This is a genomic window from Nonomuraea sp. NPDC050202 (assembly GCF_040656115.1).
Classification (GTDB): Bacteria; Actinomycetota; Actinomycetes; order Streptosporangiales; family Streptosporangiaceae; genus Nonomuraea.
On sequence record NZ_JBFALF010000019.1, the window covers coordinates 161602 to 177277 of the forward strand.

Annotated in this window: 13 protein-coding genes; 7 read left to right on the plus strand and 6 right to left on the minus strand. The window is 74.0% G+C overall.

The genetic code is table 11. From position 1 onward, the window contains the following. Nucleotides 1-39: 39 nt before the first annotated feature. Both AB0I79_RS38305 and AB0I79_RS38310 read right to left on the minus strand, forming a co-directional pair. Nucleotides 40-936: a 5'-3' exonuclease H3TH domain-containing protein gene (locus AB0I79_RS38305; RefSeq protein ID WP_357884424.1), complete on the minus strand. Its 897-nt coding sequence runs from the start codon at nucleotides 934-936 to the stop codon at nucleotides 40-42. 93 nt (nucleotides 937-1029) lie between these two features. After that, nucleotides 1030-2235, minus strand: a complete 1206-nt coding sequence (locus AB0I79_RS38310; protein WP_357884289.1) for a SpoIIE family protein phosphatase — start codon at nucleotides 2233-2235, stop codon at nucleotides 1030-1032. A gap of 158 nt (nucleotides 2236-2393) precedes the next feature. Here AB0I79_RS38310 and AB0I79_RS38315 point away from each other — a divergent pair, with 158 nt between their 5' ends. Then, nucleotides 2394-3503 (plus strand): Xaa-Pro peptidase family protein, encoded by a 1110-nt coding sequence (locus AB0I79_RS38315; RefSeq protein ID WP_357884291.1) that lies wholly within the window; start codon nucleotides 2394-2396, stop codon nucleotides 3501-3503. Here AB0I79_RS38315 and AB0I79_RS38320 read toward each other — a convergent pair. Further along, nucleotides 3500-4087, minus strand: a complete 588-nt coding sequence (locus tag AB0I79_RS38320) for an HD domain-containing protein (protein WP_357884293.1) — start codon at nucleotides 4085-4087, stop codon at nucleotides 3500-3502. The two genes, AB0I79_RS38315 and AB0I79_RS38320, sit on opposite strands and share 4 nt — an antisense overlap. Nucleotides 4088-4128: 41 nt before the next feature. Between AB0I79_RS38320 and AB0I79_RS38325 the strand changes: the two genes are divergently transcribed. The 5 genes from AB0I79_RS38325 to AB0I79_RS38345 all read left to right on the plus strand — a co-directional run bounded on the left by AB0I79_RS38325 (nucleotide 4129) and on the right by AB0I79_RS38345 (nucleotide 10337). Further along, nucleotides 4129-4887 (plus strand): protein phosphatase 2C domain-containing protein, encoded by a 759-nt coding sequence (locus AB0I79_RS38325; RefSeq protein WP_357884295.1) that lies wholly within the window; start codon nucleotides 4129-4131, stop codon nucleotides 4885-4887. Between the two features lie 91 nt (nucleotides 4888-4978). Further along, the gene (locus tag AB0I79_RS38330) at nucleotides 4979-7984 is read left to right on the plus strand and encodes an AAA family ATPase (RefSeq protein WP_357884297.1); all 3006 of its coding nucleotides are present in this window, start codon (nucleotides 4979-4981) and stop codon (nucleotides 7982-7984) included. Nucleotides 7985-8106: 122 nt separating this feature from the next. Continuing rightward, the gene (locus AB0I79_RS38335) at nucleotides 8107-8973 is read left to right on the plus strand and encodes a terpene synthase family protein (RefSeq protein WP_357884299.1); all 867 of its coding nucleotides are present in this window, start codon (nucleotides 8107-8109) and stop codon (nucleotides 8971-8973) included. A 257-nt stretch (nucleotides 8974-9230) separates the two neighbouring features. After that, nucleotides 9231-9824, plus strand: coding sequence for an ATP/GTP-binding protein (locus tag AB0I79_RS38340; RefSeq protein WP_357884301.1), 594 nt, complete (start codon nucleotides 9231-9233; stop codon nucleotides 9822-9824). Nucleotides 9825-9848: 24 nt separating this feature from the next. Next, nucleotides 9849-10337, plus strand: coding sequence for an Lrp/AsnC family transcriptional regulator (locus tag AB0I79_RS38345; protein WP_357884303.1), 489 nt, complete (start codon nucleotides 9849-9851; stop codon nucleotides 10335-10337). 32 nt (nucleotides 10338-10369) lie between these two features. Here the strand turns inward: AB0I79_RS38345 and AB0I79_RS38350 are convergent, their stop codons facing one another. The 3 genes from AB0I79_RS38350 to AB0I79_RS38360 form a co-directional block, all read right to left on the minus strand. Further along, complete coding sequence (locus AB0I79_RS38350) at nucleotides 10370-10888, minus strand: SMI1/KNR4 family protein (protein ID WP_357884305.1); 519 nt, start codon at nucleotides 10886-10888, stop codon at nucleotides 10370-10372. Then, a complete protein-coding gene (locus tag AB0I79_RS38355; RefSeq protein ID WP_357884307.1) occupies nucleotides 10842-11777 on the minus strand; it encodes a hypothetical protein in 936 nt (311 codons plus the stop codon). Before AB0I79_RS38355 ends, AB0I79_RS38350 begins: the two co-directional genes overlap by 47 nt. Before the next feature lie 93 nt (nucleotides 11778-11870). Continuing rightward, nucleotides 11871-13067, minus strand: a complete 1197-nt coding sequence (locus AB0I79_RS38360; protein ID WP_357884309.1) for an ROK family transcriptional regulator — start codon at nucleotides 13065-13067, stop codon at nucleotides 11871-11873. A 311-nt stretch (nucleotides 13068-13378) separates the two neighbouring features. Between AB0I79_RS38360 and AB0I79_RS38365 the strand changes: the two genes are divergently transcribed. Then, the gene (locus AB0I79_RS38365) at nucleotides 13379-15571 is read left to right on the plus strand and encodes an ATP-binding domain-containing protein (RefSeq protein WP_357884311.1); all 2193 of its coding nucleotides are present in this window, start codon (nucleotides 13379-13381) and stop codon (nucleotides 15569-15571) included. The last annotated feature ends 105 nt before the right edge of the window (nucleotides 15572-15676 follow it).

The following is a 15676-nucleotide window of genomic DNA, read 5'->3' on the forward strand; positions in this document are numbered from 1 at the left end:
GCCGGGCCCGCGGCACCACGCCTCGCCGCCGGGCGCGGCTCAGCGGCCCAGGACGTCCAGGAGCCGGTTGAGCGGGCTGTCCAGGCCGTAGCGGTCGGCGAGCTGGACCAGTGCCTCCGGGTCGCGGGGCTTGGCGGGGAGCGCCAGGTCGGCGGCCGGGAGCGGCGCGTCAGGCGCCACCTTGACCACGGCGGGGGCGGCCTCCAGGTAGTCGCGGGCGGCGGCGAGGCGGGTGCGGCTGCCGGCCGGGAAGCCGTCCGTGACACCCGCGTCGAGGGCCTCCAGGAGGGCGGGGAGCGACCCGAAGCGGGTGATCAGCGCGGCGGCGGTCTTCTCGCCGACCCCCGGCACGCCCGGCAGCCCGTCGCTGGGGTCGCCGCGCAGGGTGGCGAAGTCGGCGTAGGAGCGGCCCGGCACGCCGTACTTGGCGGTGACGAACGCCTCGTCCACGATCTGCAGGTTGCGGATGCCGCGCGCGGTGTAGAGCACGCGTACCGGACGGGCGTCGTCGACGAGCTGGAACAGGTCGCGGTCGCCGGTCACGATGTCCACGGCGCCGTCGCCGGCCTGGTGGGTGAGGGTGCCGATGACGTCGTCGGCCTCGTAGCCGGGCGCCTCCAGGCGGGCGATGCCGAGGGCGTCGAGCACGTCCTGGATGACGGCGATCTGCGGCACGAGCGCCTCCGGCACCTCTTCGGTGTTGCCGTGGGCGACGCGGTGCGCCTTGTACGTCGGGATCGCCGCCACCCGGAACGCGGGCCGCCAGTCGGCGTCCATGGTGGCCGCGAGCGCCGTGGGGGAGTGCTGGCGCACGAGGGTGGCGATCATGTCGATGAGCCCGCGTACCGCGTTGACCGGCGAGCCGTCGGGAGCCTTGATCGACTCCGGGATGCCGTAGAAGGCGCGGAAGTAGAGGGAAGGGGTGTCCAGAAGCATCAGCACCCGTCCATGGTCGCACTCCGCCGCGATCCTCGCAGGTCCTCGTCGTGCCGGTTCGGGGAGGCCCGCGCCCTGGGACGCGGGCTCCCGTCACTCCGGCCCCAGCACGCCCACCGCCAGCAGGCAGGCGTCGTCCTCCGGGTTGGGGCCGCCGATGTCGGCGAGCAGGCGGTCGAGCCCCGCGTCCAGATCGTGGCCCTCCAGCTTGCGCGCGGCCGCCATGGCCAGGTCGAGGCCGACGTCGATGTCGCGGGTGCGCCGCTCGACCAGCCCGTCGGTGAACATCAGCAGCAGGTCGCCCGGCTGCAGCCGGGTGGTGGCCAGCTCGTACGGGCTGCCGGTCGCGGCCCCCAGCAGCACGCCCCTGGGCTGCGGAAGCTGGCTGGCCGCGCCCTCGCGCACCAGGATGGGCGCCAGGTTCCCCGCCTGGCCCCAGGCGAACACCCGGGTCTGCGGGTCGAAGTGGCCGATGATCGCGGTGGCGGTGGTGTCCTTGAGCTGGTGCAGGACGAGCTCGTTCAGCCAGTCGAGCAGCCGGTTGGCGGCCTGCCCCGTCATGGCCAGGCCGACGAGGGCGTGGCGGAGCTGGGCCATGCGGGAGATCGCGGGCAGCCCGTGGCCGGAGACGTCCCCGATGGCCAGGAGCTGGCGGCCGTCGGGTGCGGGCGCCGCCTCGAACCAGTCGCCGCCCAGGTTCGCGGTCTTCTCGGCCGGTACGTACCGGACCGCGATCCTGGTCTGCGGCAGGTCGAGGCAGCCGTCGGGCTCGGGCAGGATCGCCTCGCGCAGCGCGAGCATGACGTGGCGGTCCTCGGCGGCCCGCTCCCGGGCCTCCAGGAGCTGGCGGCGCGACTCCGAGACCATGCGCTCGGCGCGGCGGCGGCCGGTGATGTCCTGGATGACGCCGTGCATGCCGATCGTGCCGCCCGGCCCGGCCAGCGGTTCCAGCACGACGCGCAGGTCGCGCAGGTCGCTGGAGCCGACGCCGCGGCGGATGCGGAACTCGGCCTGCACCGGCTCGACGCCCTGCATGACCGACCACAGCAGGCGGTCGAGCGTGGCCACGTCGCCGGGCTCGACGTGCTCGGCCAGGTCGGGCAGGGCGATGGGGCCCTCGTCCGGGTCGCGGCCGAAGATCACGTACACCTGCTCCGACCAGATCGTCTCCCCCGTGTGCAGGTGCCATTCGGCCCAGCCCATGTTGCCGAGCCGCTGGGCGTGCGCCAGCCGTACGGCGAGCATCTCGGCGTCGCTCTCGTGCCCGAGCAGCTCGGCCGCGCCTATGACGTCGACCATGTGTCTCACTCTCGACGCGGGGTTGGAATCCGACAATTGGCCCCACACTATGTGATCGATCGTGAACGGTGTGTAGGGGAAGCTTGGTGCGTGGTGAGACCTTTCCGTGGATTTTAGGAGCGGATTTTCGGCGGGGTGACCCGGAGTAGATTGTGCCTGTGACGTCCTCAGACCTGTATCCCGTGTCCCGTCTCGCCGCCGTCCAGGAGGCCACCGCCAAGGCCGGCCTCGACGCCCTGCTGCTCACGCCCGGACCCGACCTGCGTTACGTCAGCGGCTACGACGCCAAGCCGCTGGAGCGGCTGACGTGCCTCGTGGTGCCCGCGTCCGGCGAGGCGTACATGATGGTGCCCCGCCTGGAGCTGCCCGCCGCGCAGGCCTCGCCCGCCTCGCGGCTGGGGCTGGAGTTCGTGGCGTGGGACGAGACCGACGACCCGTACGCGATCGCGGCGGCGCGGCTGGGCCGGGTGGCCACGGTGGGGCTGGCCGACCGGATGTGGGCCATGTCGTCGCTGCGCTTCCGCGAGGTGCTGCCGGAGACCGAGCAGGTGCTGGCCGGCAGCGTGCTGCGGGAGCTGCGGATGCGCAAGTCGCCCGCCGAGACGGCGGCGCTGCGCGAGGCCGGGCAGGCCATCGACTCCGTGCACCGGCAGGTGCCGGAGCTGCTGCGGGCCGGGCGCACCGAGCGCGAGGTGGCCAGGGACATCGCCGAGGCGATCCTCGCCTCCGGGCACCAGACGGTCGACTTCGTGATCGTCGCCTCGGGGCCCAACGGCGCCAGCCCCCACCACGACGTGTCCGACCGGGTCATCCAGGCGGGCGAGCCGGTCGTGGTGGACATCGGCGGGCAGCTCCACAACGGCTACTGCTCCGACTCCACGCGCACGTACAGCGTGGGGGAGCCGCCGGCCGAGTTCGCCGCGTACTACGAGGTGCTGCGGCGGGCGCAGGAGGCGGCCTGCGCGGCGGTGCGGCCGGGGGTGTCGTGCGAGTCGATCGACGCGGCCGCCCGCGAGATCATCGCCGAGGCCGGCTACGGCGAGTACTTCGTCCACCGCACCGGGCACGGCATCGGCATCGAGACGCACGAGGAGCCGTACATCGTCTCCGGCAACGGCGAGCCGCTGGAGCCCGGGTTCGCGTTCTCGGTGGAGCCGGGCATCTACCTGCCGGGCCGACACGGCGCCAGGATCGAGGACATCGTGGTGTGCACCGAGAGCGGCGGCGAGCGGATGAACGACACGCCGCGCGAGCTGGTGATCGTCTAGGCTCCCCGCCCGCCCCCGGCGATCGGGTACGCGTTCTGGAACGCCAGCCGGGCATCGGCGCCGCCGGCGAGATCGGTGAGCAGGTCGTCCAGCTCCATGAACACCTGCCAGCCGGGCGCCTCGCCGGCCAGCCGGTCCACCACGAGCTGCTCCAGGTCCGGCACCCGGCGTGCCTTCCACACCTTGTCCGCCAGGCTCACCAGGTGGTCCTCGAACGTCGTGCCCTCCCGCGTCCACGAGCCGTGGGTGCGGGCGAAGCGGGCCAGGCGTTCCGGCACGCCGTGGGCCAGCAGGAGCCGGTGGCCGGCCGGCTCGTGGGCCGAGCCCGGGCCCGACAGCTCCTCCAGGTGCAGGACCTTGCCGATGTCGTGGGTGGCGGCGCCGTACAGGACGGCCTCCGCGTCCACCTCCACCGCCGGATGGCGGTCGGCCAGCCAGCCCAGGACGCCGGCGGCCACGTCGTGGACCGCGCGCAGGTGGGCCGCCAGGCGCGGCGGCGCGTCCAGGGAGCGCAGCAGCGCGTCGGCCGCACCGGGCAGGCGGCGCAGGGGCGGGTCGGCCAGCGCGCGTTCGAGAGGTGACACGCTGCCACGATAGGGCGTGCGGTTGTGACACAGTCGCTGTCATGTTCGCGGAGATCACGTACGCCACCAGGCCCGGCTCGCGGCGGCCGAACGAGGACCTGGTGATCGCCGGCCCCTCCTGGATCGTCGTCCTCGACGGGGCCACCGCCGCGGCCGGGGTGGACAGCGGCTGCGTGCACGACGTCGCCTGGCTGGTGGGACGGCTCGGGGGAGCGCTGGCCGCCCGGCTGGCAGGTGGCGACGGGGCGCCGCTGGCGGACGTCCTGGAGTCGGCCATCGAGGAGACGGGAGCCGCCCACTCGGGCGCCTGCGACCTCGGCAATCCCGACTCGCCGTCGGCGACGGTGGCCATGGTGCGCGCGGGCGGGCGGGTGGAGTACCTGGTGCTGGGGGACTCGGCGGTGGTGTTCTCCGGGCCGGGCGGAGCGGCCCGGGCGGTCAGCGACGACCGGCTGGAGCGGCTGCCGGGCGGGCGGCCGTACAGCCTGGAGCTGGTGCGGCGGATGCGGAACGCACCCGGCGGGTTCTGGGTGGCGGGCGCCAGGCCCGAGGCGGCCAGGCAGAGCGTGACCGGCGAGGTGGACGCCGGGGAGGTGTCCGGGGTCGGGGTGTTCACCGACGGGGTGACGCGGCTGTGCGACTGGTACGGGTGGAGCTGGGAGGCCGTGCTCGCCCTGCTGGCGGGCCGCGGCCCCGAAGCGGTGATCGGGGCCGTGCGGGAGCTGGAGGCGGCCCGGGGGCCGGTGCGGGGCAAGCGGCACGACGACGCCACGGCCGCCTGGGGCCGGCTGGTGCGGTGAATCGCCCGATGCCGGGCCGAGGCGCTTATTGACGTGTATCAGGCGCGGCCTGCGCCGCTCTGGGATTTTGAGGGCGGCGGAGGGAGGGCGCATGTTCGTCGGCAGGACGGCGGAGCTCGCCTCACTGCGCGCGGAGCTGCGCGCGGCAGGCGGCGGATCCGCCAGGAGAGCGGTGGTCGAGGGGCCCGAGGGTATCGGCAAGACCGCGCTCATCCACCACGCGCTCGACGGGGAGGCGGGCGTGCGGGTGCTGGCCGTCAGCGGCGAGGAGAGCGAGCGGGAGCTCCGGCTCGGCGTCGTGCGGCAGCTCATGGACGAGGCGGCCCTGCTGGATCTCGGGACGGACGAGCCTGCGGGCGGCGGGACCGGTGCTGACGACGGGACCGGTGCGGCGGGCGGCGGGACCGGTGCGGCGGACCAGGCGGATCCCTGCGTGGCGGGGCAGGCCGTGTGCGACCTGCTCGCCCGGCTGTCGGCGCTGGGCACGCTGGCGGTGGTCGTCGATGACGCGCAGTGGGTGGACAGGGCGTCGCTGCGGGCTCTGAGCTACGTGTTGCGGCACGTGCGGGCGGGCCGCGTGCTCCTCCTGGTCGCCTGCCGCGATCTGGCCGACCCCTGGCTGCCGGACGGCCTGCGGCGGCTGCTCGCCGGTGACGGCACGCTGCTCATCACGCTCGACGGGCTGAGCACGGGCGACCTGGCCGAGCTGGCCACCGATCCCGCGCTGACGGCCGCCCGCCGGGAACGCGGCGCGTACGGGTCCCCGGCGGACGCGGCGAGGGGAGCCCTGGCGGCGCTGCGCTGGGACGGGCTGCGGCCGGATGCGTCTTGGCCGGACGTGCTTCCACCGGACGTGCTTCCACCGGACGTGCTTCGGCCGGACGTGCTTCGGCCGGACGTGCTTCGGCCGGACGTGCTTCCACCTGACGTGCTTCCACCGGACGTGCGGCGGTCCGATGTGCGGCGGTCCGATGTGCGGAGGCTGGAGGAGTGGCGGCAGGGTGTGACCTCGGCGGCGCGGCGGTTGCGGGAGCACACACGGGGCAACCCGCTGCACGCCGGCGCCCTGCTGGCCGTCCTGACCCCCGCGGCCCTCGCCGACCCCGGCGTGCGGCTGCCGGCGCCGGAGACCTACCGGCGCCCCTTCGCCCGCCGCCTGCACGCCTGCGCCCCCGCCACCCGGCGGCTCGTCGCGGCCTGCGCCGTGCTGGGCGGGAGCTGCCCGCTGCACGTGGCGGCGGCCGTGGCCACCGGGATCGACGAGCCGCTGAACACGCTGGAGGAGGCCGTCACGGCCGGGCTGCTGCGGGAGCTGCCCGGCCGCCTGATCGACTTCCCCGAGCCGCTGGCCGGGGCCGCCGCCTACGACGGGATCGGCGCGGGCGCGCGGGCGCGGCTGCACCTGGCCGCCGCCCGGCTGGCCGACGACGACGGCGCGGCGCTGCGGCACCGGGCCGCGGCGGCGGACGGGCCGGACGAGGCGCTGGCGGAGGAGCTGGCGAGGTTCGCTGCCAAGGCCGCACAACACGGGCTGTGGCAGGAGGCCGCCGCCCACCTGGATCTGGCCGCCGGTCTCTCGGAGTCGCCGGCGCGCCGCGACGAGCTGCGCACGGCCGTTCTGGAACACGTCCTCATCGGGGGCGACGTGATCCGTGCGGCTGAGCTCGCCGCCGTGCGCAACGCCGACCCGCGACCGGTGCGCCGGTACGTGCTGGGCCGCCTCGCGCTGGCCGCCGGGCGCTTCGACGAGGCGTCCCAGCTGCTGGCGGAGGCGTGGCCGCACGCGGAGCCCGCCTTCGCCGCCGACGTGGCGGAGCAGCTGTCCTGGCTGCACCTGGTCACGGGGAACCGCGCGGAGGCGGCGGGCTGGGCCCGCCTGTCGATCGAGCAGCCCATCGCGGGGCCGGTCGCCAGGCCGTACGACGTGCTGGCGCTGGGAGGGGCACCCGGCGCCGGCGCGCCACCCGGCAGCCTCGCCGAGGCCGTGGCGCACCTGGCACGCGACGAGGCGGGCCAGGCGTGCGCCGTGCTGAAGCGGGCCGTGACCGCCGCGGGCGCGGCGGGGCTGCCGCACCACCGGCTGCTGGCCACCGCGCTGCTGTCCGTCGCCGAGCACGGGCTGGCGCGCTGGGACGAGGCCGTGGCCCACGCGGAGGCCGCCCTGGCCGAGGCGTCCGCCCTGGGGCAGCGCTGGCTGCTGCCGTGGCTGGAGGCCGCCTGCGTGGCGCCGCTGGCCGCCAGGGGCGAGCACGAACGGGCCCTCGCCCACGCCACGGCCGCCGGCGCGGCCGCCCGCAGGATGCGGCACGCGGCGGGGGAGCACCAGGCGGACCTGGCCATGGCACTGCTCGGCGCGGGCGACGTCCCGGCCCCGCAGCCGGGCACGGGTGATCTCCCTGCCCCGCAGCCGGGCACGGGTGATCTCCCGGCCGTGCGGCTGTGCGCGGGCGCCGGTGGCCTGGTGCCGGACCCGCGGCCCGCGCGCATCGAGGCGCTGGTCGCCGATGGGCGGCTGGAGGAGGCGGAGCGGGCGCTGGACGCGTACGACCGGGACGGGCCGGGCGGCGGGCGGCGCAGGCAGGCCGAGCGGATCAGGCTCGCAGGGCTGCTCCTGGCCGCCAGGAACGTTCCCACCAGGGCCGAGGAGGCGTTCGGGCAGGCGCTCGAACTGGTCGAGGCGGGCGGGTGCCCGCTGGAGAAGGCGCGGACGCTGCTGGATCTGGGCAGGCTGCTGCGCCGCACCGGCAGGCGCAGGGCGGCGGCCGAGCGGCTCGGGGCGGCACGCGCGATCTTCGACCGGCTGGGCGCCCGCCCGCTGGCCGAGCGCTGCGCCCAGGAGCTGGAGGCGTGCGGCCTGGAGCCACCCGCGACCGTCAGGCTAGGCTTGACGCCGCAGGAGCTCAGCACGGCCACGCTGGTCGCCGGCGGCCTGACGAACCGGCAGATCGCCAGGGAGCTGCTCATCAGCGTCAAGACCGTCGAGTACCACATCGGCAAGATCTACACGAAGCTCGGCATCGGCTCCCGGGTGGCGCTGGCCGCCAAGCTCGCCGCGTACGGCCCGGAGGTATCGTTCCCGGCGGGCGAAGCAGGCTGATCGGCCACCCGGCTGATACCTTGATCGGCAGATCATGATCATGAAACAATGACCCCATTGGTGTATCTCCGGGTATGGGGGGACGTCGCCCATGGTCCGCGAGCCGATCGAGCGGCCCTAGGATGCGGGACGACGAGCTGGACGTGGCGTTCGAGCTCGGCAGGACGTGCGCGCTGGCCGCGGAGTGCGGCAGGGACCTGCGGCGGTGCGCCCAGATGTACGCCGACCTGTTCCCCGATGCGGCCTTCGGCGCCGACTTCTTCAGCTCGCTCACCCTGGCCACCGCCTTCAGCGCCCCCTGGGCCCGCGCGGACCGGCTGAAGGCCGTCAACAGGGCCGCCCTGTGGGTGACGGCGGTGGACCGGCTCGTCGGCCGCGCCGTGACCTCCCGCGAGCAGGTGAACCGCCTGACGCGGGAGTGCCTGTCGGTCGCGGAGGGGGCGGTGCCGCGCTCGGCGGTCACCCGGTTCCTGGCCGACCTGCGCGACGAGCTGGCCACCGTCGCCGACTTCGACGACCTGCAGGGCATCTGGCGCGACCAGCTCGCCCGGATGCTGGCGGGCATGGCCAGGACCTGGGTGTGGCGCGACACCCACACCGTGCCCACCCTGGCCCGGTACGTCGACAACGCCGACAGCCGCGGCTCCTGCTTCGTCGACCTGTCGCACTGGATCTACACCGCCGACGACTGGGCCAGGGCCCACCTGGAGGACCTGCGGGCCGTCAGCCGGCAGGTCCAGCGGTACCTGCACCTGCTCGGCGACGTCGCCTCCTACCGCAGGGACCTGAGCTGGGGCGACCTCAACGCGCTCGCGCTGGGCGTGGACGGCGCCGAGGTGGCGGCCGCGATCGCGGGCCTGGCGCGCGAGGCCGAGCACCTGATCGGGCCGGTGCGCGAGCACAGCCCGCGTACGGCCTCCTACCTGCGAAGACAGCTCGGCTTCCAGGCCGGTGTCACCGGGATTACGGACTATCAGCGGGCCATGTAAAGGACGCGTCTGATTCCATGACAGACAAACTTGACACCAACCCTGTTAGATTCGCGAAAAACGTGGCTTGGGACGACAAACCGTGACATTTTGTTTCTTGTAAATTATTGCGGCTTGAGTGGAAAATGTGGCGTTGCTAGGGTGTCTCGATGCCAGGCATGTGGATCGACCCTCTCAGGCGAACCTTGACAGGTACCACTGACCGGCACCTCAGGGGCGGGGTCGCGCATGCGCGGGATATGTACGGGCGGTGCTGGATGGAATTCGGTCGCTCAGACCGTTGGCGGCTGCCGACGGCGATCAAGATCTTGGTCGCCGGAGGATTCGGCGCGGGCAAGACCACGATGGTCGGCGCCGTGTCCGAGACCAGGCCTCTTCGCACCGAGGAGGCGCTCACCCAGGCGGGCACCCACATCGACGACCTGTCGGGCGTCGAGCGCAAGCTCACCACGACCGTCGCCATGGACTTCGGGCGCATCACGATCCGCAACGACTACATGCTCTACCTGTTCGGCACCCCGGGCCAGGAGCGGTTCTTCTTCGTGTGGGACGAGCTGGCCATGGGCGCGCTGGGCGCCGTCGTGCTGGCCGACACCCGCCGCCTGGACGACTGCTTCCCGTCCGTCGACTACTTCGAGAAGCGCGGCCAGCCGTTCATCGTGGCGCTGAACTGCTTCGACGGCGTCTCGCCCTTCACCGTCGGCGAGGTGCGCTCAGCGATCGGCCTGGAGCCGGACATCCCCATCGTGCGCTGCGACGCCCGCCGCCGCGACTCCGGCAGGGAGGTGCTCATCACCCTGGTCGAGCACGCGATGCGCAGGGGAGCCTCCCCGGTCGGGACCATGTCGTGACCATGACCGGCTACCTTTGATGCGATGGAGGAGATCGACCGCCGAATCGTCACGCTGCTGGCCCGCGACGGGCGCATGAGCTTCACCGACCTGGCCAGGGAGACGGGGCTCTCCGTTTCGGCGGTGCACCAGCGCGTACGCCGCCTGGAGAAGCGCGGCGTGGTACGCGGCTACGCCGCGATCATCGACCACGACGCGGTGGGGCTGCCGCTGACCGCGTTCGTGTCGATCAAGCCGATCGACCCCGCGGCGCCCGACGACGCGCCCGAGCGGCTGGCTCACCTGGCCGCCATCGAGGCCTGCCACAGCGTGGCCGGCGACGAGAGCTACATCCTCAAGGTGCGGGTGGCCTCACCGGCCGCGCTGGAGGACCTGCTGCAGCAGATCAGGGCCTCGGCCAACGTCTCGACCCGCACCACGGTCGTGCTGAGCACCCCGTACGAGCACCGCGCCCCCGACGTCGAGCCCGACGCGGCCGGCGAGCCCGCCACCAGCCCGGACGCCCCTGCCTGACCGCCGGTCCAGGCGGCCCTGCCTGACCGCGGTCAGCGAGTCGTTCGCCAGTCCAGGCGGCCCTGCCTGACCGCGGGCCGCCAGCCCCTGATCGGCCTGCCGGTCTCCAGGGCGCGGGCGGTGTCCTCCAGCAGCGCGAGATACGACGGCCACACCACCTCGGGGCGGCGGTCCAGGCCGGTCTCGTTGTAGTACTCGCCGGTCCTGCCCGTGCGGGTGTCGATGAACAGGTTGCCGCCGTCGTTGGCCGCCGCGAACGGGATCAGGTGCCCGTCCCACCAGTCCGGCGCCAGCTCCGCCTCGTCCAGGAGGATGTCGCAGAGCATCTTCCAGTCCCGCCGCGCGTCCTCGGCGCTCATCAGCGAGTAGAACGGGGCGGGGCCGAAGGCGGCGCCGTCGTGCCGCAGCAGCGAGGCACGCAGGTCGTCCGGGAAGCGCAGCCCCATGGCGGCCTCGGCCCTGGCGATGTCGATCGGCCTGGCCGGGCCCTTCAGGTCCCGGTGGTCAGCCGGGGCCTTCCTGGCCAGCCAGCGCTCGATGCGCCGCCACACGGCCTCGACCTTCGCGGTGACGGCGCGCGAGGGACGGCGCACGACCGGCGCGCTCCTGCGGGGTCGGCAGCCGGTGGCGCGCACCTGCTCCGCCGACGGCTCGCTCCGCGTCGGCGTGGGCTCCGCGGAGGGCTCCGGCGAGCGGCGGGGACCTCCGGCGCAGCCGCCGGGCAGGGCGGTGGCGGCCCTGGCGCGTGCTCGCGAACGGCACCAGGCTGCCGTGCCACCGCCCGCTCCCCGCGCCGGCCGCCTCCGGGTCGCCGGCCAGGATGAGGTCGGTGCACAGGGACTGCCACGTCTGCGCCAGCTCCATCGCGGAGATCAGCTCGTGGCCGCCCGGCAGGCGCAGGCCGGAGCCCGCGCCGTCCGCCGGGCCGTCGTGGCGCAGCAGCGAGGCGTACAGGGCGTCCGGCAGGGCGGGACGGAGCCCCGCCTGCGAGCGGGCCAGGTCGGCGGGCGAGGCGGGGAAGGCGAGGCCGCGCAGCGTCGCGGAGGCGTGGGCGCCGAGCCATCGCTCGATCCTGTCCCACGCGCCGTCGACGCGCGCCGCGACGGCCGGATCGAGGGGCTTCGGGGGCGTCGCCGGCTCCTCCTCGCCGGGATCGTAGGGCCTGGGGGACGGCTCGGGGACGTCGCCCCACCGCAGCGGCCGGCACCCGGCCGCGCTCGCCTGCTCGGCGTTCAGCATGCGGGCCCGCATCCGCGCCTCCAGCTCGGGATCGCCGCACGACATCGAGATGGTGTCGATCGAGGAGCTCCGCCTGCACATCACCAGCTTCCCGGCGGGCTCCGGCGCCTTCCCGGCGGGCTCGGGCGCGCTCGCCACGGCCCCGCCCGCCACGACGAGGACGAGCGGGACGGCCAGCCGGAGGGAGGGAAGCCAGGTCATTCGCGGCACTTTACCCCGGCGAATCCGTCAGATGAGGCGGGCCGTCCGGGGAGCACCGCCCCCGGCCTCACCTGCCCTCGCCCCCGCCACCCCTCATGACGGGACGGTCGAGCCGAACACCTCCTCGCGCGCGGTGGCGAGGGCGAGATCGAGGGCGCCGGCCAGGACCGGGTTGCCCTCGACGGTGGACAGCCGGACGGGCGGCCGGGGGATGGTCAGCGCGTGCAGCTCGTGCTCGACCAGCTCGCGCAGCATCTCGCCGCCCGGCAGCACGGCGCCGCCGGTCAGCACGATGAGCTCCGGATCGACGACCGCCGTGATGGCGGCCATCCCCACGGCCAGGCGGGCGGCGACGTCCCGCAGGCCCGCTCTGGCGTCCTCGGCCTTCTGGCCGGTGCCCGCCGCCGCGCGCACGGCGGCCGCGACGGCGTGGCGGAAGTCGGTGCCGCGCACGCCGTACGAGCGCAGCAGCTTCAGCACCGCCTGCCCGCCCGTCAGCGCCTGGTAGCCGTGGTCGGCGTAGCGGCCGGACTCGCGGGCCGTCGGCGCGCCGGGCGCGGGCATGTAACCGACCTCGCCGGCCCCGCCGGTGGCGCCGCGGTGCACGCGCCCGCCCAGCACGATGGCCGAGCCGATGCCCGCGTCGGCCCACAGCAGCACGAAGTCGCGGTGGCCGCGGGCCGCGCCGTGCGCCTGCTCGGCGACGGCGACCAGGTTGACGTTGTTCTCCACGTCCACGGGCACGCCGAGCGCGGCGCTGAGCGTCGGGACCAGGTCGGGGATGTGCCAGCCGGGCACGTCCTTCGCGGCGGCGTACCCGAGCCTGCCGGTGGACGGGTCGATCGCGGCCTGCACGCCGATGACGACGCGGCGCAGCTTGCCGGGCGGCCGCGCGCCGAGCAGGGCGGTGTTGAGCCGGTCGGCGAGCTCGCCGTGGGGGCGGCGCGGGGTGGGCAGGGTGTGCTCGCCCACGATCGTGCCGGTGATGTCGGCCACCCTGGCCTCGATGCGGTGCGGGGTGACGTCGAGCGCGCCCACGTACGCCGCGGCCGGGTTGATCCGGTAGACCTCCGCAGTGCGGCCGGGCAGGCCCTCCCTGATGCCGTCCAGCACCACCAGGCCGGCCTGCTGCAGCCGCGACAGGAGCTGTGAGGCCGTGGGCTTGGACAGTCCGGTGAGCGTGCCGATCTGGGGGCGGGTCAGCGGGCCCCGCTCGAGCAGGACGCGCAGGGCGGCGCGATCATTGATGGCGCGTAGCAGACTGGGGGTCCCAGGAACCGGATCGCTCACCGCAGCCTCCCGCCAGCCAGAGTTAGTAAAGTTTACTAACTTATATGACGTCTGAAGGTGACGGTCAAGAGGTGACACCGAGACGTGACCCGGCGAGGGAAGCGGGAAAGTGATGAGAGTGCCTCTACAGGCATGCTAATGTCGTCGTTTGTCGTAACAACAAGCAGAATGGCCCGGAGTGTCCCATTAACCACATTAATGGTCAGGCGGCAACTCGTCAAACCGAGCTCGCGAAGGAGCAGGCGTACGTCACGCGCCTGTACGACCGCCTCGACACGCTGCGCGAGCGCACCCAGCGGCAGCTCAAGGAGGTGCTGGCCGCGGGCGCCGTCGGCACGATGCAGAACAGGTCCGAGCGTGACACGTTCGCCGAGATGTACGCCACCCGCCTCGCGCGGCTCTGGGCGGTCGAACGCGGCCTGGTTTTCGGACGGCTGGATCACCTCGACGAAGGCCGGCTGTACATCGGCAAGCTCGGCCTGACCGACGACGAGCAGCAACGCCTGCTCATCGACTGGCGCGCGCCGGTGGCACAGCCGTTCTACCGCGCGACCCCGGCCGCACCCATGGGGGTCACCAGGCGCCGCCACCTGCAGACCAAGGGCCGCGCCGTGATCGGCGTGGACGACGACCTGCTCGACCTCGACTCGCTCACCGACGACGACCGCGCCACGCTCAACGGCGAGGCCGCGCTGCTGGCCGCGCTCGACGAGCGGCGCACGGGCCGCATGCGCGACATCGTCGCCACCATCCAGTCCGAGCAGGACCGCGTCATCCGCAGCGACCTCAACGGCGTGCTCGTGGTGCAGGGCGGCCCCGGCACCGGCAAGACCGTCGTGGCCCTGCACCGGGCCGCGTACCTGCTCTACACCCACCGCGAGCGGCTGGAGCGCCGCGGCGTGCTCATCCTCGGGCCCAACCTCACGTTCCTGCGCTACATCGAGCAGGTGCTGCCCTCGCTCGGCGAGACCGATGTGCTGCTGTCCACGGTCGGCGAGCTCTACCCCGGCGTGAACGCCACCGCGCGGGAGCGGCCCGAGGTGGCCGCGCTCAAGGGCGACCCGCGGATGGCCGAGGTGATCGCCAAGGCCGTACGCGACCGGCAGCGGGTGCCGCGCCAGCCCATCGAGCTGACCATCGGCCGCATCACGCTCACCATCGACCGCAACATGCTGGAGGCCGCCAGGAACAAGGCCACCCGCTCCCGCCGCCCGCACAACCAGGCCCGCGCCGTGTTCGTCCGGTCGCTGCTCACCGCCCTGGCCAGGCAGCAGGCACGCAAGATCGGCAAGGGGCTCATCGACGAGGAGGACCTGGCCGACCTGCGGGAGGAGCTGCGTACCGAGCCGGTGGTCAAGTCCGCGCTGAACCGGCTGTGGCCGTACCTGACGCCGCAGCGGCTGCTGCTCGGCCTGTACGGCTCCCCCGAGCGCCTCGGCTACGCCGCCTCCGCCCTGACCCCGCAGGAACGGGCGCTGCTGCGCCGCTCCGGCGGCGAGTGGACCGAGTCCGACGTGCCGCTGCTCGACGAGGCCGCCGAGCTGCTCGGCGACATCGACGAGCAGGTGCTGCGCGCCAGCGCGCTGCAGGCGGAGGAAGAACTGGCCGCCGCCCGGCAGGCCGAGGAGAGCCAGCGCGAGGCTGAGCTGGCCTACGCCCGCGAGGTGCTGGAGCTGACCGGGCTGTCGGACGTCATGGAGGCCGAGCGGCTGGCCGAGCGCCAGCGCGGAGAGGGCCCCTACCTCACCACCGCAGAACGCGCCGCCGCCGACCGTACCTGGGCCTACGGGCACGTGATCGTGGACGAGGCGCAGGAGCTGTCGCCGATGGCCTGGCGGGCCGTCATGCGGCGGTGCCCGACCCGGTCGATGACCATCGTCGGCGACATCGCCCAGACCGGCTCGGCGGCCGGGGCCCGCTCGTGGGAAGAGGTGCTCGACCCGTACGTGGCCGGGCGCTGGCGCCAGGAGCGGCTGACCGTCAACTACCGCACCCCCGTCGAGCTGATGGAGGTGGCCGCCCGCGTCCTGGCCACCATCGACCCGGCCCTGGAGGCGCCCACCTCCGTGCGCGAGGCCGGCGCGCGCCCGTGGGCGGCGCCGCTGTCGGCCCTGCCGGAGCTGGCCAAGGAGGAGGCGGGCGAGGGCGGCAAGGTCGCCGTGGTGGTGCCCGACTCGCTGCTGTCCGGGCTCGGTACGGACATCGCCGCGTACGTGCCGGGCACCGTCGTCGTCACGCCGGGCGCCGGCCGTGCCAGCGGGGCGGAGGCCCTGGACGCGCCCGTCGCCGTGATGGGGGTGACGGACGCCAAGGGGCTCGAGTTCGACTCCGTCATCGTCGCCGAGCCCGACCTCATCGCCGCCCAGTCGCCACGAGGGCCCAGCGACCTGTATGTTGCTCTCACGCGTGCGACGCAGCGGCTCGGGGTCGTCCACGAGCGGCCGCTGTCGCAGGCGCTGCGGGACTTGCCAAGCCGCTCTCCGGCGCCCGCAAATGGGCTTTGACCGGCTATGCGACCACCGGCCGAACATGTCCCACCTGCGGAAACTTGATGTTTCTGCTGATCGGGACACGGTTGACATCTGAGGTGGAGTCGGTAGTTTGCTGCG

Bases quoted from the DNA above. Each gene is read 5' to 3' on its own strand.
- AB0I79_RS38305 (WP_357884424.1), bottom strand. From the start codon at position 936: ATGCTTCTGGACACCCCTTCCCTCTACTTCCGCGCCTTCTACGGCATC.
- AB0I79_RS38310 (WP_357884289.1), bottom strand. From the start codon at position 2,235: ATGGTCGACGTCATAGGCGCGGCCGAGCTGCTCGGGCACGAGAGCGAC.
- AB0I79_RS38325 (WP_357884295.1), top strand. From the start codon at position 4,129: ATGTTCGCGGAGATCACGTACGCCACCAGGCCCGGCTCGCGGCGGCCG.
- AB0I79_RS38330 (WP_357884297.1), top strand. From the start codon at position 4,979: ATGTTCGTCGGCAGGACGGCGGAGCTCGCCTCACTGCGCGCGGAGCTG.
- AB0I79_RS38335 (WP_357884299.1), top strand. From the start codon at position 8,107: ATGCGGGACGACGAGCTGGACGTGGCGTTCGAGCTCGGCAGGACGTGC.
- AB0I79_RS38340 (WP_357884301.1), top strand. From the start codon at position 9,231: ATGGAATTCGGTCGCTCAGACCGTTGGCGGCTGCCGACGGCGATCAAG.
- AB0I79_RS38345 (WP_357884303.1), top strand. From the start codon at position 9,849: ATGGAGGAGATCGACCGCCGAATCGTCACGCTGCTGGCCCGCGACGGG.
- AB0I79_RS38355 (WP_357884307.1), bottom strand. From the start codon at position 11,777: ATGACCTGGCTTCCCTCCCTCCGGCTGGCCGTCCCGCTCGTCCTCGTC.